General features: G+C 49.8%; 9 protein-coding genes. All 9 read left to right on the top strand.

The window, feature by feature from the left end:
* Positions 1 to 18: 18 nt before the first annotated feature.
* The 9 genes from L6966_RS07535 to L6966_RS07495 all read left to right on the top strand — a co-directional run bounded on the left by L6966_RS07535 (position 19) and on the right by L6966_RS07495 (position 23,815).
* A complete protein-coding gene (locus L6966_RS07535; RefSeq protein WP_237224283.1) occupies positions 19 to 798 on the top strand; it encodes a RodZ family helix-turn-helix domain-containing protein in 780 nt (259 codons plus the stop codon).
* 121 nt (positions 799 to 919) lie between these two features.
* The gene (gene disA / locus L6966_RS07530; protein WP_083092162.1) at positions 920 to 1,978 is read left to right on the top strand and encodes a DNA integrity scanning diadenylate cyclase DisA; all 1,059 of its coding nucleotides are present in this window, start codon (positions 920 to 922) and stop codon (positions 1,976 to 1,978) included.
* A 335-nt stretch (positions 1,979 to 2,313) separates the two neighbouring features.
* The gene (locus L6966_RS07525; RefSeq protein ID WP_083092159.1) at positions 2,314 to 3,051 is read left to right on the top strand and encodes a thioesterase II family protein; all 738 of its coding nucleotides are present in this window, start codon (positions 2,314 to 2,316) and stop codon (positions 3,049 to 3,051) included.
* The gene (locus L6966_RS07520; protein WP_237233152.1) at positions 3,048 to 4,988 is read left to right on the top strand and encodes an AMP-binding protein; all 1,941 of its coding nucleotides are present in this window, start codon (positions 3,048 to 3,050) and stop codon (positions 4,986 to 4,988) included. Before L6966_RS07525 ends, L6966_RS07520 begins: the two co-directional genes overlap by 4 nt.
* Before the next feature lie 109 nt (positions 4,989 to 5,097).
* Positions 5,098 to 13,173 (top strand): non-ribosomal peptide synthetase, encoded by an 8,076-nt coding sequence (locus tag L6966_RS07515; protein WP_237233151.1) that lies wholly within the window; start codon positions 5,098 to 5,100, stop codon positions 13,171 to 13,173.
* Between the two features lie 32 nt (positions 13,174 to 13,205).
* A complete protein-coding gene (locus L6966_RS07510; protein ID WP_180377868.1) occupies positions 13,206 to 21,176 on the top strand; it encodes a non-ribosomal peptide synthetase in 7,971 nt (2,656 codons plus the stop codon).
* Positions 21,173 to 22,045: an ABC transporter ATP-binding protein gene (locus tag L6966_RS07505; RefSeq protein ID WP_083092151.1), complete on the top strand. Its 873-nt coding sequence runs from the start codon at positions 21,173 to 21,175 to the stop codon at positions 22,043 to 22,045. The genes L6966_RS07510 and L6966_RS07505 overlap by 4 nt, the downstream gene beginning before the upstream one ends.
* Positions 22,042 to 22,848, top strand: coding sequence for a hypothetical protein (locus L6966_RS07500; protein ID WP_083092149.1), 807 nt, complete (start codon positions 22,042 to 22,044; stop codon positions 22,846 to 22,848). Before L6966_RS07505 ends, L6966_RS07500 begins: the two co-directional genes overlap by 4 nt.
* Positions 22,849 to 23,113: 265 nt before the next feature.
* A complete protein-coding gene (locus L6966_RS07495; protein WP_143539166.1) occupies positions 23,114 to 23,815 on the top strand; it encodes a 4'-phosphopantetheinyl transferase family protein in 702 nt (233 codons plus the stop codon).
* Positions 23,816 to 24,052 lie beyond the last annotated feature (237 nt).

Raw genomic sequence — 24,052 nt, 5'->3', positions numbered from 1 at the left:
AACGGTAGGCTAGATGGTATGTCTGAAAACCTCGATTCACAGGTAGAAGAAGTTTCCCCCGAAGTCTACCGCCGCCGCCGCATCATGGCTCTGCTCGTACTAGTTTTAGCTTTGCTTCTCATCATCGGCCTGATTAGCTGGCTAGCAGGCCGAGGCGAGAGCGACTCCGCAAGCCCCGCGGCCACCACGTCCAGCAGTGCTGAAGCCTTCAGCGACTTTAGCCAACGTGCCACCGATTCTGCAAGCCCCTCAGAGAGCGCCTCAGCATCTGAATCAACGGGCCCCACCGAGTCAGCGTCCGAGGCCCCCTCAGCCACCGAATCCGCTGAGCCGACCGAATCCGTGCCCGCCAGCACCGAGCCCACTGAAACTGCTGAACCTACCCCCTCAGAGCCAACCACACCCGTAGCGGCCGTAGCCTGCACCGCAGCGGACCTACAGGTCAACCTCACAGCCGATAGCACCTCCTACGCTGCTGGCCAGAACCCCGCGCTCGCGGTCACCTACACCAACACCTCAGGTGCCCCTTGCACGGTCACTGGCGGCGCTAACAACGTAGATGTCAATATCACCTCAGGCCCCGCCCAGGTCTTCAACTACGCCAAGTGCCATGCCAACCCAGCAGAAGATGCAGAAGTTGCAGCCGGTGCCACCAACACTACCCCGCTCACCTGGAACCGTTCGCTCAACGTCCTAGGCTGCGACACCACCGAGACTATCAAGCCTGGTTACTATTGGGCTACGGCGACCGTCAACGGCGTCAGCTCGCAGCCCGTCCGCATCATCGTCACCGGCTAACACCGAATCATCCCCCTTCCCCCACCTCAGACCGGCCGCCCCGGCTCGCAGATAGCGGGCCGGGGCGATTCTGTGCCCTGACCGGCCCCGCGGGTGCACTACACTGGGTTGGGTGCAAACGATGTTTAGTGAGTCCCTGCTCAAAATAATTGCCCAAATCGCCCCCGGTACCGAGCTTCGGGAGGGCCTAGAACGTATTCTGCGCAGCCGCACCGGCGCTCTGATTGTGCTGGGAAATGACAGGACTGTGGCGCACATGTCGTCCGGCGGGTTCGCCATCAACACCGAATTTTCAGCCACCCGTGTGCGGGAGCTAGCCAAGATGGACGGCGCTATCATCTGCGATAAGGACGCCTCTACCCTGCTCGCTGCGGGGGTGCAGCTGTTGCCTGATCCGGCAATCGAAACTAACGAATCGGGTACCCGTCACCGTACCGCCGAACGAGTTGCCAAACAAACCGGCTTTCCCGTCATTGCGGTCAGCGCGTCTATGTCGATGATTTCTGTTTACGCCGAGGGAATCCGCTACACGGTCGAAGATACCCAGTCACTGATGAATCGGGCCAATCAGGCCATACGCACCCTCGATAGCTACACCGAACGGCTAGAGCAGGTACTCCAGCAGCTCTCTTCCCTTGAGATTGAAGCTAGCGTGACCTTGCGCGATGTGGTTTTGACTTTACAGCGAATGGAGATGGTTCGCCGTATCACTGTAGAAGCTGGGCACTATGTGGTTGAGCTTGGCAATGTGGGGCGTCTGGTCGCCTTGCAGCTGGAAGAGCTCACCAGCCACAATCTGCCTGAGAGCTGGCTGGTGCTACGCGACTACCTGCCTGTAGCTGCTACCCCCGAGGAGGTTCAGGCGGCTGTGAGGGCTTTGGCCAGCCTTGATGACAAAGAAATTGTGGACCCGCTCACCATCGCTCGGACTGCCGGGCTGGGTGAAGAGCTTGAGTCGACTCTGCACCCCCACGGTCACCGCCTGCTCGCCAGCATCAAATCTATGCCCGGTGCCGTTGCCGACCGCCTGGTTGAACGTTTTGATGGTTTGCAGTCGCTCATGGCTGCCAGCCTCGATGACCTGCGCGCTGTTGAAGGTATCGGTGAACAGCGTGCCCGCGTGATTCGAGAGTCACTTTCCCGTATGGCTGAGAGCTCACTCCTGGAACGGTTTATGTAGGGGCAGGCGCGCCGCCTCTCCGCCTCTCTGTCTCGGCGCGTGAGAAAACTACCCGTGGCAGAATGGGCGCGCCAAAGGTAACTGCTCATGTCAAGACTTGGCAGATCTTTCACTCTGGGTTCAGACGGCTGCTTAGTGGTGTAGGGGTGGTGTTGCCGGTGGTGCGAGGGTTGGTGTTTTTGGCGGCGGGAGGGACTTTTGAAGAATCCTCTATCTTTTTGAGATAAGTCTCCTTGTCACACGAACTTGGCTCTGATATTCTAGCGACAAATGGATGATTGAGTGTATAACGGAATTGTTGCTCACATCCGGGTACCCAAGAGAGAGGGGACCTCGTGAAAGACAAGCGTTTACTATTTTGTCTCGCCCATGCTGGTGCTTCTGCGAGCAAGTATCATCGCTGGTCTCGGGAACTTCCTGGTGTGTCTGTTGTTCCTTTGGAGCTTAATGGACGTGGTACGCGCATTAATTCTGTGCCCCATAAGCGTTTCAAGGATGCTGTCGCTCAGCTGACTGAGCAGGTAATTAGTTCTTTGCGCACCTGTACAACTCCGTACTGCATATTTGGGCACAGTATAGGCGCTGTGCTCGGTCTAGCTGTCGAGCGCAATCTTGAGTTGCATGGACACCAAGCATTGGGGCTTGTTTTGGCGGGTCGCGGAACCCCATATTATTCAAGAGTTTTAGATAGACCCATTGCGCATTTGAGCGATGATGAGTTAATCGTTCAGTTAGGAGTTTTTGGTGGTTTGCCGGATGCAATGATCACCAACCAAGAGATTCGTGAGCTGTTTCTGCCAATAATTCGGGCTGATTTTGCGTTGCTTGAAGATGCTCGGGAGCTCGATTTAGACCGTTCTGTAAACTGTCCTGTCCATATACTCAATGGCCTAGATGATACTACTTGTGGTAATCCCCAAGCCATAGTAAACGCATGGGCTTCTGTTACTACAGAACGTTCCACTTTTCATACTTTCGATGGAGGCCACTTCTTTGTTGATTCTAATTTACCTAGAATTTGGGCGATTATTAACAATGTACTATCCGAGACTGGTAGGGTGAATGAGTCTTGACTAATCAAAGTGCGAATATCTCGCTACTAACTGGCGGCACTATTGCTAATCTTCCAGGCTGGTCAGGAGCCGCTGAAGCTCTTTTTCGCGCCGCACGGGAAGCCCCAGAGGTAGCGTTACATTTTTACGATGTAACAGGTCGCCACACATGTACAACCTATGCAGCATTACTGGATGATGCGCGGCGTGCAGCGGCTTGGCTTGAAGATGCAGGTCTGCGAAGCGGAGATTATCTAGTTATCCAGTGTTCTGACCAACATGAGATGATTCGATTCTTCTGGGCGTGCCTCATTACAGGTATAGTGGCTGTACCTGTTGGTAAGACTGAAGGTGTAGCTAAGCAAGCGCTAGAAATGCTCGGTGACGGGCAACTACTTATTGGTCATCGGGATGTTGCTAACTTTGAGAGCTCGACACCTACCTTCAAAGATTGGCCAAAACAGGTTTTATATGCTCCACCGAGTATAGAATTTTTTCCATCAGCTCGTTGGCATGAACCTCCTGGTTGTGATGCGATTGCGACTGTGTTTCTCACGTCGGGTAGTACAGGCACCCCCAAGGGGGTCGTTCAGACTCACGATGCGATTATTTGCAGAGAAGCAGGTGTCGCAGAACTGTGCAAGTTTGGCTCGGATATTCAACTTAACTGGATGCCACTTGATCACGCTGCTGGCATTCTCATGGCACACTTTAGAGGTGTCTACTTATTAAGCGAACAGGTTCAGGTTGCTACAGAATATATCTTAGAAGAACCCTTGAGGTGGCTTGATTTAATTGATGCTCACCGTGTCACATATACCTGGGCACCTCAGTTTGCTTACACATTGCTCCGTGATCTTACTGCGAGCATCGAACCACATTGGGATTTAAGTTGTGTCCGCTACTTTATAAACGCTGGTGAAATGGTCAATCGTGAAGTGCTTATGCGTCTTTCCCGTCAACTTGAACCATGTGGTCTAGCAACTGATGTATTCCTGCCAGCCTGGGGCATGGCCGAAACCTGCTCCGGGGTGGTTTATCACACAACTTTTCTTGCAGAGGAGAGCGCGAATTCTACTGTACCTCTAGGGGTTCCTATCCCAGGAGTTGAAATTGCTGTAATGGACGATGCCTGGAATCCTCTAGGCGTTGGAGAGTCAGGGCACTTAGTTATACGCGGACGGGCTGTATTGAACTCATATCATCGGAATGACACAGCCAATGCCGAAACAATTGGTCCCGACGGTTGGTTCCGCACGGGGGATATTGCACATATCGCTGGTGATATGGTTGTTATGACCGGGCGAAATAAACAAGTGTTAATTGTTAACGGCCTTAATCTTGATCCATCTGAGGTCGAATCTGTAATAGAGGAACTGGCTTACGTTGAGCCCGCCCATTCGGTGGTATGGGCTGAATCTCAAGCAGGGGCGGATGACGAGATTATCGTATGTTACACACCACGGAGTGAAACATACCACCCCGCGCAAATTGAAATGATGCAAAATCACCTTGGACGCCGTTTGGCCCTACGTCCCAGTCGGATTATTCCAGTTCGACGATTGGGAATTCCGCGTACAAATCTTGGAAAAAAGCAACGCACCCGGTTGGCCCAAAATCTTAAAGATGGAACGCTCGAAAACTACCGTCTCGATGCGGCGACCGGGGAGCAGTTATCTGAGCGAGTACGAACCACACTTCTTGAACAATTCAGCGGGTTTCCTATCACAGTGCGGCCTTATACGCCTGGGAGTCGAGAGAAGCGACTAGATGAGGAATCTGTGCCCCTAGGCATGGTTGCAGGGACGTGGAAGCCAAATGCCGATCTTGAAATGAAACTCAATAGTACACTCGGTGTCCGGGAGACACGAGTCTGGACTAGCACTGATTTACCTGCTGGCCTTGGTGGGGTAGTAGTTGCGGTTGAGCCAAAGCCAGGCTGGGAAAGCATCATTTGAAGTTGTTCATGAACGCGTTGCGCAAGTACTTCGGCCCTATAATTTTGCTATAAACGACGTTCAAATAGTTTCAGAAATTGCTACGTGCGATAGTAGATGGCTATCCTCTGTGCTTGCTAGCACTTTAGGTACTGCCAGCTCGCGCCGATCCGGGAACCCGACAAGAGTTATTCACGTAGATGCGCTTCTGCCTTATCCGGAATCTGATCTCGATTCAGTTTCCGAGGTTGAGGTCCCGTGGATTGTCTTCACTGACAATGGGCAGACAGCCCTCGCTTTATGTAAAGACGCACCTGCGTCGGTGACGGTAGTTCGCTCTTGCCCTGAGGACGACGAAACAGCAATTTTGCGTGCTTCAGGTATTCGAGTAGTTCATGTCAATCTATACTCACCAGATCCCTTCTCAGAAGTCATCGCAGAAATGAATCAAGCCGTTACACTTATCAATCTCTGGACAGCTGAAGAGAGCCCACATGATGTTATAAGGAATGAAGGTCTTATCTGGGGCAATCTGATGCGAGGGGTCGCTGGACTTGGTGAGGCATTGCGAACTTTCGCACAGCAAGCCATCAAGATGAACCGTGCTCTCGTCGTTACACGTAATGCGTCAGACGTCGGAGCTCAAAGTTCAGCTACCTTACACGCTGGAATGTCAGCATTTGTACGAGCAGCGAGAGCTGAAGGGCATCCCATCAACCATCTAGATTTAGTAGAGGGAGCTGACCTGATACAAGCAGTCCAGGATGAGCTCCGGCTTCAGCCCGAAACGGACCGCATAGTTACTGGTGCTGGGCAGCGTTATGTTCGTGCACTTCGCAGAGCTGAACTTACGGCACCGACCGAAGTCACGACACGAAGGCTGTCATCTGGGGTAGTGGTCGTTGTTGGCGGTACCGGCGGGGTAGGGCAGTGGCTTGTTACAGTGTTGTTAGCTCGATATGAGGCTGATGTCCTTGTATTAGGGCGGCGTCCGTATCATCAAGTCAGTAGCATTCTTGATGATGTGCGCAATCGCTCAGGCAATCGTGGGCGCTTGCGATATATGGAGATGGACTTAAATGAATCAACTGATATAAGCCTAGCGATAACCAGTGAGTTAGATGGGAAGGCACTTGCTGGAATATTCTATCTCGCTGGAGCAATTGATGAGGTCCTTATTACTGACTCCACACTAAGTCGGACGCGAGAAAATTATGGGGCTAGCATTATATCGATTCATCGTATCGGCGAATTAGTTAAGCAAAACGCCGGTGCCTTTCTAGCCGTTTTCGGTAGTGCTCGTAGCCTTTCTCCTGGCGTGACTGTGTCAGACTATGTCGCAGCTACTGAACATGCCGTTCGATACGCAGCCTACCTCCAAAAGCTTGGAGTGCATGCTGTTGGGGTGTCGTGGAGCGTGTGGAATGAGACTGGGATGAGTAGAAATTTGAGCGTTAAAAAGGCACTCGCTCATCGAGGTCTAACCGCATTCGATGTCCTCGAGGGAGTAAATGCATTACTTGGTGCGCTTGAAAGCAATTTAGGACTTATCTACTATGGCATCGAAGACCGAGATTTGGATTTTCCGAAGGTTTCAGAATTGCAGCCACCTGCAATCCAGATAGTGACGGATGCACCCACTGCAAGTATTCTTGTGGACCGAGCTAATGAGATTGATGCCATTGTTGCTGAGGCAGGCGGAAGCGAGTATATCGTTGATGTCCTTGATTCATTACCGCGAGACCGCTTTGGGGCTATCGATGACATTCTCATAGACGCTCGCGCTGATATTCTGCGTGGTACCGTTCAGATTGAGCCCCCTGCAGATGAATCCGAGGCTCGTGTGTTGGATGTCTGCACATCGGTGTTAGGTATACCATCAATTGGTGTAACCGAAAACTTATTCAATCTCGGAGCAGATTCAATCACTGTTATTCGGCTTCTTGGCAGTATCCGTAATCAGTTGGGTCTGGATGTAAGTCATGAAGGGTTCTATAGATGTCCAACTGTACGGGGCTTAGCATCAAACCTGAAACAATTGAAGATTATAGGTTCGGTACATATTGATGAAGCGGAAAACCAGTTTCCGCTTAGTCCCCAACAGCGCCGTCAGTGGGTTCTCTATAACCTTAACCCTTCCAGCGGGTACTACAACAACACAATTACTGTCACCGTCACAGGAACCATTGTGGAGCCATGCCTCAAGGCGGCACTAGTTTCCCTTATAGAAAGACACGAAATACTACGTACCCGCTACGTGATTGTTGAGGATATCCCATTACAGCAAGTTCTGCCTATATCTGGTATAGACATTGACATTCCAGTATTAGATATGCGTCATCTATCAGAGTTTTCACAGAATCAACAACTCAAACAGTTGATTGACACTTCCGGGGCACGTCCACTTAACATCAGTAGTGGATTACCTTTGCGGTTGGCAATCGCGCGCACTGGGCAAGATGAAGCAGTACTGGTAATTACTATCCACCATATTGCTTCTGACGGATGGTCCATGCGGGTCATTCTTGAGGAACTCCAGCAGCTGTATGACGATATCCTTGCTCATGGTGCATCTCGCTTGCCTGCTCTAAAGTCCCAATATCGCCACCATGTCGCTGATATTCTTGCTCAAGAGAACACGGACAATTATCGTCGGCAGCTCGACTATTGGATTACCGAAATGGCTGGGCAAAGTTCAGCTCCCCCTCTATCTGCTGCATCTTACAACTCTAGTTCAAACAAAGAGAGCTCAGCACAAAATCAAAATGCTGGCGGACATTTCACTCTCTCACTCGACGGTGAACTTACAGCTAATCTAAAAAGACTCGCCCATGAACTTGACTCATCGATGTATGTCGTAACCCTCGCTGCATATGCTGTTTTACATGCGAGGCTTACCACAGATAATCATGTCCGGATTGGCACACTGATTGCTGGCAGACACAGGCCTGAGACTGAACTATTGGTTGGGTTTTTTGTTAACACCCTCCCAGTTGACTTCACAGTTGCAGATGATATGACTGTTCGTGAACTTGTCAAACTAGCTAAAGCCAAGACAATCACGATGCAAGATAACCAAGATGTTCAGTTTGATGCACTCGTAGAAGCTATGCAACCTGAGAGAATTAGTGATAGTAACCCCTTGTTCCAAGTGCTATTTGTTCTACAGAATGCCCAACTAGAGTGTGCCCATGGCCGAGAGGCTGAATGGAATCTTAAAATCCACGAAAATGATACAGCAAAGTTTGATTTTTCTGTACAGGTTTTCGAACGACCGAGAGCAATGGATATTGTTTTTGAGTACCGTCGTGATTTGCTTGATGCAGAAACAGTCGCCCGGTGGGGACGTGCATATTCACGGGTGCTTGAAAGATTCTGTGCCGAGCCTGATACTCGCGTATCTGATATCGATATAGTTGGAAAGGAAACTGGCTCTTTACTATTTGCGGAACCAGCAAAATCGCTGCTACCATCTTCGCTCGGGGTTGCTCTTGCAAAAACTGTGCGTGACTTTGGTGAGCGAATCGCACTAAGTAAGGGCGGCGTTGCCCTCCAATACAACGAATTATGGGAGCGAGCGGGGCGTTACGCTGGTTTTCTTGCAGAGAATGGTGTCAGTGAGGGAAGCAGAGTCGCTGTCGTAGCCAGGCGAACGCCTGAGGTAATCATTGCATTGATTGCACTCATACGGCTCGGGGCCGTATATGTGCCGCTCCGCCCCAACGACCCTGACATGAGGCACGCCGCAATTATGGCGGATTCAGGTGCGACTGTTTTGCTTGACAGCACTGAAGAAACCCGTGCAGGAGTAGCTCCTCTTCCGCTCGATGAGTATTCGCGTGACATACCTGTTGAACCTGAGGTAACGCTAGATAATCCTATATATATTATGTACACTTCAGGAAGCACTGGCACCCCAAAGGGAGTCGTAGTAACTCATGAAAATGTACTTAGTCTTGCCTACCAGCCGAAGTTTATTAAGTTAAGCTGTAGCGACACAACTCTGCAGACTGGCTCTCTGACCTTCGACGCTTCAACGTTCGAGGTATGGGGAACACTTCTGGCTGGCGCTCACTTGCGTCTTATTGACGATGCAACCATTCTGGATACCCACGCTCTTAGCGAGGAGATTTCACGTAATTCCGCAACAATCATGTGGTTAAGCGCTCCTTTATTTCACCAAATTATTGACTCTAATCCGAAAGCACTTACAGGTATTCGTGACCTTCTAGTTGGTGGAGACGTTGTATCGCCGCGGCACGTCCGTGCCGCGCTTGATGCTTCCCCCGGTCTCAATGTTATTAACGGCTACGGACCTACAGAGAATACAACGTTTTCAACCACTTATCGTGTTCCGGCATCTTTCCCGCTTGATTGCCCGTTGCCAATTGGAATGCCAGTTCAGCGTTCCACTGCTTACATACTTGGCCCCGGGCATACGCCTCAGCTCGATGGCGTGGTTGGAGAACTGTATGTGGGTGGTCAGGGAGTGTCACAGGGATACCTCGGACATGATGAGTTAACCGCTGAACGCTTCTTGCCGGATCCTTTTGTGGGTGACGGTGGACGTATGTACCGAACCGGTGATCTCGCAAGGGTTAATGCCGAAGGTGAAATTGAATTTATTGGACGGCAGGATCACCAGGTCAAGATTAGGGGGTTTCGCGTCGAGCTCGCTGAGGTTGAGCTTGCTCTCCGAACGATAGATGGCATACAGGATGCTGTAGTCATTGCTCTGCCCGCCTCTGATGGGCGGATGCAGCTCGTTGCTTATCATTGTGGTCCGCGGACGGAGGGAGTTCGTGCGGAACTTGAGGTAAGCCTACCTGATTACGCTATCCCGTACAGGTTTATTCATCTAAATTACTTACCGCTTGATCCCAATGGAAAAGTTGATCGGACGCTTCTCCCGTCACCAAGTAGCCTCGAAGAAGGGCCGTCAGAAGTAGCATCGACAGTTTCAGGGGAAAACGACATAATATCGATAGTTCGTGACATATGGAAGTCTTTACTTGACCAGACGAATTTCACGAATAACGAAAGCTTCTTCTCCCTCGGTGGTGACTCGATTCAAGTCATTCAGATGACCAATAAGTTACGACAGAAAGGACTTGTAGTTTCTGCACGTGATGTATTCGTTCATCAGACTGTCGAAGCTCTTGCAAAAGTTCTTCGACCAGCTGAGAAACAATCACTTATTACGCCCGTGACCTCACGCGCAACGACCGCCCAACTTACTCCAGCTCAACATTGGCTACTCACAGATGCGGATGCTGATAGTGGGTGGCTGTCGCACTGGAATCTACCGGTGGCCATACTTGTTAACTCGAGAACAACGTATGAAGCTGTATGTGGAGCAGTTGACCAGATTATCGCAAAACACCGGTTGCTTAGTGCTCGTTTCATTCACGACGGGAAACGGTGGCATATGTTTTTGCCTGAGAATCCAGTTCAAGCTCCAGCAGTGATGGATATAACTGTAGAAGAAATCAATGAAGCGACTCAAACTCTCACTCTTCTCCAGAGCAGCCTTGATTTGGAGGCTGGGCGTCTGCTCGCAGTTGCTATCGTACGTTCAAGTGACGGTACTTACGTTCTCTTGGCACCTCACCACCTCGTTTCCGATGGGGTAACACTGCGAATTCTTTCAGATGAATTATTAAGCTCACTCGAAGGTCGAAATGAACAAGAGGATTCAAAAAACAACAGTATCGAGGCCTGGATTAGGGCCTTAGATGACCGTGCAAAATGTGTAGCAGAGATTGAAAAGCAAAGGTTGTATTGGGCAGATGTTGTTAGGTCTGCGCGTAGTCAGACTTTGCCAGTCAAAGCTTCTACTTTCGGAAATACTATAGATATTATGCGTTCACTTGATTCAGAGCTGACGGCGCAACTTAATAGAGTGGGAAGTCTGATTCATGGTGCGGAAGTGCAACATGTTCTTCTCGCTTCATTGGTTATGGCTTGGACTGAAACATTCGGTGGAGATTATTTACCGGTACTACTAGAAGGGCATGGTCGAACGCACGCAAAAATTGATGTAGATATTTCGGGGGAAGTTGGATGGTTTACCTCCATATATCCCGCTATTATTTCGGCTCCAGCCAATCGAGATTTGTTAAAGGCTGTGTTGGATGTACGAGACCATGCGCGCGCCCTGCCAAACGGAGGAATTGATTTTGGTGTACTGAGATATATGATGGATGGTGGTGAACAATTTGCAATCAATCCACCTCTAGCCTTCAATTATCTGGGGGTTATCCCTCACGGTCTTCGATTTGCCGATCCAGAATTCGGTGAGTTTCGCTCGCCTGACTCGCCCAGGAGCGCGCCTATCGAGTTGAACGTGCTGCAAGAAGAAGGCTTGCTTCGAATTGTATGGACTGTGGAAAAGCAAGCCGGTGGTATTTCCCCGGAACTGGTTTCGTTGATTGAGAACTATGAGCTGACACTTATGATGCTCTGTTCTAAGCTGTCATCAGAACAAGGTCGCGTTTATTCTGCAGGTGACTTTGACCTAGTTACCCTTAATGAAAATTCATTAGACATGGTGCGAGACCGATTTGGTAGTAATGTCAGTGATATCTTGCCTCTTACACCGGGACAGGCAGGTTTATTCTATCACGGTCTAGTTACTGATAATGACGATTATTTCGGTCAGATTTCGACTACGTTCAAAGGTAACCTCGATTTCGATGCTTTTGCGCAGGCTTGGCGATTAGCTGTCAACAGGCACGACATTTTACGAACCGTTTATTTATGGGAACAAATGGAACACCCGATCCAAATTGTTCTAGATAACCTACCTTTTGAGGTCGAATATGAGGATTTCACAAGGTCAGCTACTGATGTAGACAAAGAAGTTCACGCAGTCCTATCTGCTGATATCACAGCTGGATTTGACCTGACTTCTGGACCGCTTCTGCGAGTAAAGGTTTGTTGTATAGGTGAGGATACATACCTATTTATGCTCAGCTTCCCACATCTGAGTTTGGACGGATGGAGCGTTTTTCACATTCTTTATGAAGTACTACAGGACTATGAGCGGGGTGTGAGTCAACCACGGAAGAGCATAACATCTGAATCAAGCATTGGCGAACCAGCACTATCGTGCCCAGGCTTCGGACAATACGTTCGTTGGCTCGCGCAACAGGACACCGAAGCTGACCGCCGCTACTGGCAAAACTACCTAACTGGGTTAAAGAAGACAGCAATATTGCCTGCAGAATCCCGTGGCGATAATGATATCGAGGGCGTATTTATCCAGTCACAGGTCAGTCTCACATCAGCTGAGACGCATGCACTCGAGGTTCTTGCCACAAAAATTGATTGCACTCTTGGTTCTTTGCTCCAGGTGGGGCTTGGGCTTACGCTGAGCCTTTACTCGACTCTAGACGAAGTAGTCCTGGGCGTGACGACCTCAGGCCGTACTGCTGACTTGCCAGGGGTTGAGGACATTGCAGGTATGCTGATTAGTACCGTTCCATTACGTATTCCTGTCAATCCTGAGCACCCTATAGATGAACTTGTCCGATGTGTACAAACAGATATGTTTGAAGCGGTAACCCACTCAACGCTCTCGACAACCGAAATTTCCGAGTGCGCAGACCTTCCTCCCGGACATAATCTGTTTGATGTCGCATTAATTATCGAGAACTACCCACTGGGCCCTGATGTGCTCAAGTCGACAACTCTTGAACTTGGTTCATTTTCCAGCCACGAACGTACTAATTTCCCCGTAACAGTTGTTGCGATTCCGGGTGAGGAACTCTTGTTACGGATTTCTGTGACAACGAATCAAATTAACACACGCTGGGCCACCTCATTTGGGGTAACTCTACGCAGAGTACTGCTCCAAATCTCCGAAGGAAGACGCACTGTAGCGGACATTGACGCTTCCACGGAGGCTCTTAGGAGGAGCCAGAGGACTCGGGTAAATTGCCTCTATGAGGACCAGCGCGCATTGTTTGAGGTATTTGATGGTCCCGTTTACGTTCTCAATGCAGAAGGCGGACTGTGCCCGCCTGGTGCGCGCGGGAGAGTATATTTGGCTGTCGATACACTAGATGGACTGCCCTTGGATGATGCAACGATTGCTTGGATGACCGAGCGCAGACGTTCCGGAGGCCCAGAGACCATGCCCCTTTATCCGACGGGTGACTTTGGTGTGGTAGAGTCAGATGAAAGCGTAACGCTGGTCGATTGACCTTGATGACAAGGATAGACGGTGAAAAAGACATGGCTTTACATAATGAGCGTCTAAACCTTGATCGGGTGCGATTTGAGGGGAAGCGCTACTCGGCGGGTGACATTGAGATTGACTTGCTCCGTATTCCTGTGGTGCAGGATGCAGCCGTTGTTCAATCGAGAAGTAGCGTAGGAAATGGACGTGTTGTCGCCTTCGTTGAGCTAGCTGAAGGCTCTCAAATTCCTCCTGATGCTGTCGAGAATTTACCTGTTCATGAGATTATCCCTGTTAGCGCCTTACCACTCGATAGAGATGGTGCGGTTGATTTCGAAAGGCTACGTGACATCTCTGTTATTGATTCAGGTCGGCGTGAGGAAATGTACGATAAATGGAGCTTATCGGCTGGACTCAGTGATTGGGCTTTTTCGTATCGCGAACATTACGACGTGGGAACACAGCTATCTCTCTCTGAGCATGGTAACAACTCAATAGTTTCGCATGGCGCAAAGCCCTATACGGCTAAAGCTCTTCCCGTTCTCGCTGAACCGGCTCATCTCGTCGGTGAGCATCTTCGTGGCCTGCGGGAAGTGTCAACACTTCCGGATGTGCTTCGTCGAACGGCTGAGCGACTCGGGGGCCGTGGTTGTCACTTCATCGATTACGATATGGAAGAGCGAGTACTAACTTATCGTGAGTTGCTCAATAAATCCGAGGCTATTGCTTCGGGGTTGCATGAGCTCGGTGTGCAAGTGGGGGATCGGGTAATGTTACTTGCCAGCTCCCACATGGATTTCGTAGTGGCGTTCTGGTCAGTACAGTTGGCCGGAGCAACCGCAGTTCCAGTAACATCGAGTGATTATGCAGCTCGCCCATCTGAGGCTGAAGCACTCCGTAGAATTTGGGCAACAGCTAAACGGCCAGTGGTATTAGTTTCCTCCGACCTTATGATTCAGGTAGGGGATGTGCTTGTAGATGCAGAGCTACATGACATAGACACTATTGAAAAAGAGAAGCCGGGTGCTATAGAAGCCAATATAAACCCAGATGCGCCAGCTGTAATTTTATTCACTTCAGGGAGTACAGGAATCCCGAAAGGTGTTGTTCAAACACACCATACAATCATTAGTAAGCAGCTTGCAGCAGTTCAACACAGTGCTTATGCCGACGACGATGTATTTTTCAACTGGTTAGCCATAGAACACGTCGTTGGACTTATTCATAGTCATATCCTTCCTATCTATCTAGGGGCGAACCAAGTACATGCAGTGACCCAAGCAGTATTAGCTGATCCTCGTCGTTGGCTAGACATAATTTCCCAATATCGCGTAAGCATCACTTGGGCGCCAAACTCAATGTTTGCTTTGCTTGCCGATGCAATTTCCCCCTCAGAGCGGGGAAAATGGGATCTTTCATGCCTAAAGCGGTGGATAAATGCAGGTGAGCAGGTGCATTTTGCGACGTGTCAACGTATCCTTAAACTACTGGAGCCTTCAGCGTTACCACGAGACGCCGTCCGGCCAGAATGGGGGATGTCGGAAACCTGTAATATGGTTGTAGCTTCAGACCGACTGTCTCGCGACAGCTATGGTGGTATCCATGCCGTATCAAAAATCGCAACAGACGGAACTGTTGTATTTACAACATTTCAGGATACAGAAGCAACACTCTATGTCGAGTGTGGGCAAGTGTACCCCGGCACTGAAGCACGAGTCGTAGATGACGCTGGATTTGTTCTGCTGAAGGGACAGGTTGGAAGATTTCAAGTAAGAGGCGTCACAAGGCTAGTTGAGTATTTCAACAATCCAGAAGCTAACATGTCAGCTTTCACATCAGACGGTTGGTTCGACACTGGTGATTTAGCTTTCTTTGTTGATGATGCTGTCGTCTTTGTCGGGCGTGATGTGGACCGAATTATCATTAACGGTGTTAATCTGCAAAATGTTGATATCGAGTCAGGTGTGGAGTCAGTGGAAGGGGTTGTCCCTTCTTATGTTGCAGCCTGCGCAGTGCGTGACCAGAAGGATGCTACTGATCAGCTTGCTGTGTTCTATGTCACATCATTTGTTGATGAGGCTAGTCTCCGTCACCAGTACGCCCAAATTCAAGGGTTACTTATGCGCCAGTTCGGCACGCATGCTCGATATTTACTTGCGCTAGAACGCGAACAAATCCCAAAGACAAGTATTGGAAAGATTCAACGCAGTAAGCTTGTCAGGGCGTTGCTTGCGGGGGACCTAGCAGAAGAGGTATCGGAAGCTCGTATGCTCGAAGGAAACGAGCCAGAAGCCTTGCCGCCCTGGTTCTATAGCGAGGAGTGGGTCCCGGCTAAAGTCCAGGTTATGTTTACTGACGTACAGGTGAAGATAGTAGGGGGAGGCCTGAGTGATATCTTTGCGAATGCAATCAAGGAGAATCTTGCAAAAGTCACCTCATCGCCTAATCGATCCAATAGTTCCTTAAGCGAAAATACTCCCCCGGCGCAGGTGCTTCCGAAGATCGAAACGGTTATCGATATGACGCTGACCCAGCGTAACTGGTCTACGAATGATGTGTCTAAAGTCATTGAGCGATTAGCTAGGTCGGTTCGTGGTCAGCACACACTTATTGTGACCGCCGCAGACCAAGCTCGCAACGCACAAGCATTGGCGCGTGCGGCGCAACTATATGGTCTAGTTCGCAGCTTTGACTCAGAAAGTACTATCACAGCAACGGTGTGCGACATTGACGAACAAAGCCAAGAAACAGCGGCCCTTCTTGTGCGTGAAGCGCTTGCGACGCACCGTCGCCCGCGCACGCGTATACGTAGGGGTATACGTGAGGTTACATCGCTGTCTCCAGTTACTCCGTCCGTACAAGCTTTGCCGGTTTCTGCGGAGGAGGGTGCAGCACTAATCACTGGCGGTCTTGGCGGAGTCGGGTCCTATGTTTCACGACACCTTGGCGGAAGATTTACAAGAGGTCTTATTCTCGTTGGGAAGACTCAAGAGTCTCAACTCTCAGATGAAGCTCGCGCGACACTTTCTGAGCTACGTAATCGAACAGAATGCCATTACTTGGACGTAGACTTAGGTGCCCCCAATGCAGAGTCTAAACTCGCTCAGCGGCTCGCTTCTCTTGGCGGGATACAGGTTGTTAGGGCATACCATCTAGCGGGGCTTGGGTCGTTTGGCAGTGTAGCCTCAGCCCCAAATGTCACCGGGGCACCACAACAATTATGGAACTCAGAAAGGTTAGCTCGTTTCACAGCTGTCAAGGCAGATGGGTTACTTGCTGTGGCCAATGTGGTGGGTCAAGGTGTCCCGATAATTGCGTTCTCGTCAATAAACGCCTATTTTGGCGGCGTTGGGCATGCGGAGTATGCCGCTGCGAACAGTGCCCTCAATGCAGTTGCCGAAATACTTCAAAAAACTGGACATACAGTAACAACCATAGGCTGGAGCGCATGGCGTGGCATCGGTATGTCTCGAAATGGTAGTTCCGAGACTTTACTGAAATCTCGTGGATTTGCCGCGCTGTCTCAGGAGCAGGCCTTGGACTGTTTGGATTTACTTACAAGAACTGACAAGAGTGGGTGCTCTCCAGTGTACGTTGGACTGGATGGAGCTCACACGGATATAGCCCGCGAGGTTCTTCGTAAGAAAAATTGGGCATTATGGCCGATTTGTGCATACGTAGCTGATCAGGAAATCATTGATCCCCAGCTATTACACCCTCAGCTGGAAGTAATTCGAACTGACCGCATACCTCGTGCGGCGAACGGGTTGCTGGACTTTGCACGACTTATTGCATCAAAGGCAGAAAAAGTCCAACCGGAGACAGACATGGAGCGTCGACTCGCATGTATTTGGGAGGAGGTACTAAACACTACAGGATTCAGTCGGTACGATGATTACTTCTTAGTGGGTGGAAACTCACTTAATGCTGCTAGGCTCGTAGTAGCGATTCAAGCTGAATTTTCCGTTTCATTTCCATTGCACTTGATTTATCGTTATTCGCGCCTGGACTCGATGGCAGCTCATATTCTCGATTATGCTAAGAGCAATGGGATTAAGCAGTCAGAAAAATCAACTGTTATCGACTCCTGTGAAGCAAAGGACAGACTATCGCATGCTCAGCAACAAATCTTCTTTGCCGAGACCGCAGATGATAGGGCATTATACAATATTGTCTCAGCTTGGCGATTGATTGGAGATGTTGAGACAACTTATTTAGAAAAGGCTCTTATTCACCTCACCCAACGTCACGAGTCGCTCCGCACTTCATTTAGCTTGATTGACGGGGTTCCAAAATACTCTATTGCCAACGAAGTTGCGGTTTTTGTGAAGCACCTCGATTTTACAGCCTTCAATTCCGAAGAATGCGCAATAGCTATTAATAATTTGTTGGAGCAGGAAGTCAGCCATAAGTTTGACTTATCTGTCGCGCCGCTTGCTAGATACTTTATTGTTCGGGCCTCACAAAACGAGGCCATTCTGGTGCTGTGTCATCACCATTCGATTTCTGATGGTTGGTCCCTCGGTGTCTTTCTACGTGAACTGAGTGTGCTCTATACCGCACTGCAAACCCAGAACATTCCAGATTTACCCCCGGTAAGTCAAGACATTGGTAGCATGATTGCCAAACTCGACGACAGCGCAATCAAGTCCTCTATTGCTGAAACGTACTGGCGTTCAACCCTTCTAGAGGAAATTGAGCCACTTAGGCTACCGCTTGATTATCCACGACCACTTGTTCGAAATTATGCTGGTGACACACTGTTTATAAGTATTGATTCAGCACTTGTTAATCTCCTGGATCGTGCTGCGCAGAAATGTGGCGTGACGCGCTCGGTTTTTCTAGCCGGTGTCTTTGCCGTATTCTTATCTAAGCTCTCAGGGCAGCCGCGTCTGGTCTTCGGATTGCCTGCGATGCGACGTGCAAAGCCTGAACTTATCAACATCGTAGGTATGCTTGTTAATACCCTTCCAATCGTTATTGATGTCCGGGAGGACACAACTATCGATGTATTTCTCGCAGGCCTACATGACCAAGTCAGCAGGGCACTTGAGAATCAAGATTTCCCGTTTGATCGCTTAGTGTCTCTATTTGCGCCAGAACGTCCCACTAATTTCCCTCCGCTCGTTCAAGCTGTGTTCAACTATGTGCCAAAAGAAGATTCACTAAATCTCACTGGAGTAGTTACCGAACCGATGCATATACGCCATCGGGTAGCAAAATTTGACCTGTCGGTGCATGTGTATGAGGATGGCGACTCCCTAACCCTTGCTTTTGAATACGCGAGTAGTCTGTTCAATTCAAATACAATTAAACGTTGGCAAGGTTGGTTCCTGTACCTGCTAAATTCGATTGCTACGAATTCAAGTCAGCGCATATCACTAGCGCGACTTGTTAGTCCAGAGGAGAGCAAGAATATTCTGGAGATGTGCACGAACAGACGAACAGCAGCGCTTCCAACATCTCTTGCCGCTGCGTTTAACTTAGTGGTCTCCAAACACGCCCATCGTCCTGCCGTGAGATATGGAGAAAAGTTACTCTCATACATTGATTTAGATCAACACAGCGCAACCCTTGCTGCACAACTTGAAGATGCTGGGGTGAAGGCAGGACACCGAGTTGGACTGATTGGTACGAAGAAGCCAGAGACTATAGTTGCAATTATTGCTATTGCCCGAATCGGTTGCTCCTATGTCCCACTCGATCCGGAAGCTTCATTCTCTGTTCGAGAGAATATACTTCATACCGGCGAAGTTACATGGGTTATCGGTTCTGAAGGGATAAAGGCTACAAATGAGTCGATGTTCCCAATTGCTCTAGATTTTTTTGGCACAGGACGCACCCCTATATCGGAACCATACAATGATCACGAAGCATATGTTATTTTCACGTCGGGGACAACTGGTCGACCTAAGGGTGTTGCGATTCGTTCCTCGAGTGTCCTTGGGCTGGTCACCGACCCCAATTGGATTCAGCTTGATGAGAATTGCCGCCTAGTTCAGACCGGGTCAATTGCATTTGATGCATCTACCTTCGAGATTTGGGGTCCTTTACTTGCCGGAGGTGAGATAATTCTTGTCGATAACGAGACATTGCTCGACCCGAGTAGATTCTCAGACGCACTTTCAAAGTACCGTCCGACAGTTATGTGGCTGAGCGCTCCGCTATTCCATCAACTTGCAGATGCTGACCCTAGCATGTTTACTTCGTGTGAAATTATAGTGGTTGGTGGCGACGTAGTTTCTCCTGAACATATTAAACGAGTCGCTCAATGTGCACCCGAGGTCAAATTTATCAATGGTTATGGGCCTACAGAGAACACAACATTCTCGACTACTCATCAAATAGAACCTGAGACATTAGGGCCAGTGCCCATCGGCAGGCCTGTGCGTGGATCGATAGCAGTCCCACTTGATGTATGGGGCCATGTTGTACCAGTGGGCGTTGAAGGGGAACTGTACGTAGGCGGTGAGGGGCTTTCAACAGGATACGTAGGGGGCGATACACCATCCGACAAATTTGTTGAGACAGTGTCATTGCCGGATATGCGGTTATATCGTACTGGTGATTTTGTGAGGCTTGGCGAAGACGGTTCCCTGCGCTTTTGCGGTCGGCGTGATGACCAAGTCAAAATCCGAGGGCATCGAGTTGAGTTGGCGTCGGTTCGCAATGCTTTACAGGCATTGGATAACGTCCGTGATGCTTTTGTTACAGTCTCTCACCACGGTAGCCGTGCAGTGCTTGTGGGGCACGTTGCAGGTGAAGAAAGTCTGGATGGCTTCGATTTTGTATCTGCGCTACGCAAAGAACTGCCACCAGAAGCTATTCCTGGAGCTTTCTATGTCTATGATGCGTTGCCACTACGTGCAAGCGGCAAAGTAGATACCAATCAACTGGTTACATCGACTACTCAAGAAACACCACACAATGAGATTAATCTCGAGAATCTTCTTGAGCCAGAACGTACGATACTTGAAGTCTTTCGACAGGTGCTCGATGTGCCACTTTTAGGCCTCAGGGACTCATTTTTTGACCATGGTGGGGATTCTCTCTTAACTATAAAACTTGTCTCGAGACTCACAGATAAGGGCCTTGCAGTAGATGCGAAACAGATCTTCCTAGCTCCAGATGTTGCTTCTTTAGCTTCCTTGCTTGAAAACCCACCTACCATGAGTTCTAGTAATCCGAAGGACAAGCTTATTGACCTTGGACTATCCCTGGAGTCTAGTCGTAAGCTAGTGTTTCTTCCTCCTGCCGGTGGAACTATCCTCGGGTACATTCAACTTGCGCGCTATCTGAGGGGTTTTGGGTCAGCATACGGTGTAGAGGCGCCAGGTCTTGGTAGAGGGGAAAGTCAATCATTACTTTCATTTGAAGAGATGGTAGATTTCTGCCAAGCTGCAGTTGCTGATGTGGTTGGGCCTGATACTTTGCTTGCGGGACACTCGCTTGGCGGACATATAGCTTTCCATCTGTGTAGTCGACTTGTTGCTTCCGGTAACCCTCCTAAAGGACTCATTATCCTTGACACGCCCCCAGACCTCGGCGCTATATCCACAGCTGATGCGGATTTTAGTGAGGAAGAGACAAAAGTATTCATTCTTGCCATGGGAATCGGAGGCTTTCTTGAAGCTGAGGCGGAACGGCTCCGTGAAATGCCTTATGAACAGGCAAAGAAATATCTGCTCCAGGTGGCACGGGATGATGCACGCGTAGCAACCCTACTGAATGAAGATTACCTCGAGAGGTTTCTAACCCTACAAATGCATCAATTGATGTATTCCCGTGAAGTTACGCTACCCCGAGAACGGCTTAATCTTCCAATTAGTGTATTACGTACCACTAAGCACACTGCTGATGTGTTAAATCTGTTCAGTGAATGGCAGGAATACACCACTCGACCTGTGACCTTCGCTGACATCCCCGGAGATCACACGTCAATGATGCGTTTTCCCCACGTACAAGAAGTTGCCCGCATAATCGACCTCGAGTGGGGAGAGACGGCCAATAGAAAGGAACAACCATGATTAAGGTTGAAGGACTGACCAAACAGTTCTCTTCCACAAAAGGGATATTCGGTCTTAACTTAACTGTCAATGAGGGGGAGGTGCTGGGATTCATCGGGCCAAACGGTGCCGGAAAATCGACAACAATTCGTCATCTACTTGGCTTCCTTCGGCCAGATGAGGGTCAGGCTACGATTGATAACTTCGACTGCTGGAGCGAGCCCATTGAGGCCAAGCGATCGCTAGGATTCGTCCCCGGAGAAATAGCTTTCCCCTCTGGGGTAGCGGCAGGAACCTTTCTGGATTTGCTCAGCGAAATCCGCAAGAACACAGTCCAGCCGTTGCGAGATGACCTCGTGCGGCGCTTCCAACTAGATTTGTCTACGCCCATCAAGGCTATGTCGAAAGGAACCAAACAGAAGCTGGCGCTGGTTGCAGCCTTCATGGGTGACCCGGCGGTGCTAATCCTTGATGAACCAAGTAGCGGGTTAGACCCGTTGATGCAGGACACCTTGATTTCATTACTTGAAGAAGAGAAGAAGAAGGGCAAGACCATACTGCTGTCCTCTCATATCTTCGAAGAAGTGGAAGCAGTGGCAGATTCCATCACAGTTATCCGCGAGGGCCATCTTGTGGCATCACAGTCTATGTCTACCCTAGAGAACGAATTAAGCAGAACACTCCGCGCCTGGTTTGACCACCCCGTGGACCCAGCCGCTTTTACGGTCGGAGCCACTGTAGTAAGCGCTACAGAACTCGATTTTCCGCTTGATGGTGATATCGCCCCCTTGCTGGGAGAACTTTCGCAGTCCGGAGTGAAAAAGATTGAAACCCGAAGGGTGGAGCTTCGCGAATATTTCAGAGATGCATATGGAGGAAAACAATCATGATAAGCGCCCCGGTATTGAAGTACGGTGTAAAAACAAACCTTTCGTTAGTCTCAATTTTTGCGGCTCTTGTTGGCAGCATGATTCTTTCGCTTGCCTGGCTTTTCCCCTCCTTATCAACGAACGCATCGTTCACCGGTATGGTTGGCGCTCTGCCGCCCGAACTCCGTGATGCGCTAGGGGTTGTCTCAGATCAAAGTGAATACTTCGGCTTTCTAAGCGCCAATTACTATAACTCTCTGCACATCATGTTTCTTATGGCCTTCGTGGTGTTGCTTGTCTACCGCCTGGCCTCTGTGCCCATTGATACCACGTCACTTGGCTACTTTCTCAGCGGGCGCACTTCGCGTGTGTCATATTTGATGACTCAGATACTGGTTTTTGTGGGTGCTCTCTTGGTCGTCACCGTCAGCTCGGTACTCTTCGCTGCACTCGGTCATCTTATGTTCGCTGAGGGGAACATTGAATGGGAGGGCATTCTCACCCTGAACCTGCTTCTGTTTGCAATCTTTACACCCCTAGGGGCCGTGTGCTTCCTTATACGTATGATGACGAAGACCGGTACTACGGCTTTGGCCTGGAGTGCTTCTCTGGTTGTTGTTGAGTACTTTATTCACATCGCTCGTAGCCTCGCGCCCGACGTCACTTGGTTGCGATATACTACGGTCTTTACCCTCTTCGACGTGGAAAAGTTTCGCGACGACCCCGGTGCTCTTACCTTAACGGTCATTGCGCTCGTTGCGGCGGCAATCGTCATTGCTTTATGTTCTCTACTGCTATTCCGGAAGAAAGATCTCAACCTGTGAGGCTTATTCATAAGGATAGGTGAAGCAGGCTCACAGCGAAGCTGCTGGCTCGGATGAAGTGAGCGGGGCGAGCGCTCGAGCGAGCATACAAGAGCGAACGGAATCCGCCGTCAGGCGGGGAGTGAATCGCCTGGATAAGCAAGGATTTTTCGTGCAGCGAAAAAGAAGTCGTTGCGCATCTGGCGAGCTTGCGAGCCAGGAGCGAACCAGGCGAGAGGGTCGGCAGCGAGCGTGAGCCTGCGGAACCCCTTATGAATAAGCTTCTTTGACAAAAGTTTCAGATGTGGATGGGCAATTGTCTACGTTTCTTCACGCCTCAGTAGTATTTGAATATATGGAAGCTGATGCGCCGCAAAGTGTCCTGTTGCCCGAGGAACGTGCCGCGATTATGGGCGCAGCACCTTTGCGGATTGCCGAATACGCGTCAGTCAGAGCTTGTGCTCGCCGCGCGCTTGGTCGGCTTGGATATCCAGCAGGCCCCATCGTTCCGGGTAAATACCGTGAACCTCAGTGGCCACAGGGCATAGTTGGGAGTCTGACCCATTGCGAAGGCTACCGTGCCGCAGCAGTAGCCCGTAAGTCTGAAGTTCTAGCTATCGGTATTGATGCAGAGCTGAACAAACCGTTGCCTGAAGGCGTTACTGAAATGGTTACTGTTGGGGCTGAATCTCAGATGCTTGCTCACCTCTTTGAGATAGAACCCACGATTGCATGGGACCGCTTATTATTCAGTGCTAAAGAGAGCATTTATAAGGCCTGGTTCCCGTTGTCCGGAATCTGGCTTGACTTCAAAGAATGCGAACTAACTATTCATGTCCCCTCCAGGACATTCATTGGCAAGGTTCTCATCCCGGGTGTTAAAACTGATGCGGGGATACTCGTAGGATTTAACGGGACTTGGACTATCTATCACCGATGGATTGTTACTGCCGTGTGGGATCCCATATTTCACGCACCTGCTCCGTAGCCTCTTGTAACACCTCATGAGACTGGTAGTGCAGCGCGAGTCTGCCATCATATGAATGCCTTCAAGGCAGAACAACAGCACAGATATTGGTGACGTATACAAACCTGTGACCGTTAGGCCGATTCGTTATCATATTCTGTTGGGGCCATCGCCCGGATATCGGTGTGGTTCAAACTATGGGTAGAAGTGAGTCAACCATATAACTATAATCCAAGGACATCAGATGGCTTGTGCGTG

Origin of the sequence: Rothia nasisuis (genome assembly GCF_928381405.1) — a bacterium.
Classification (GTDB): domain Bacteria; phylum Actinomycetota; class Actinomycetes; order Actinomycetales; family Micrococcaceae; genus Rothia; species Rothia nasisuis.
Note: the sequence above shows the minus strand (reverse complement) of the source record. Positions and strands in the feature narration are given on the sequence as shown.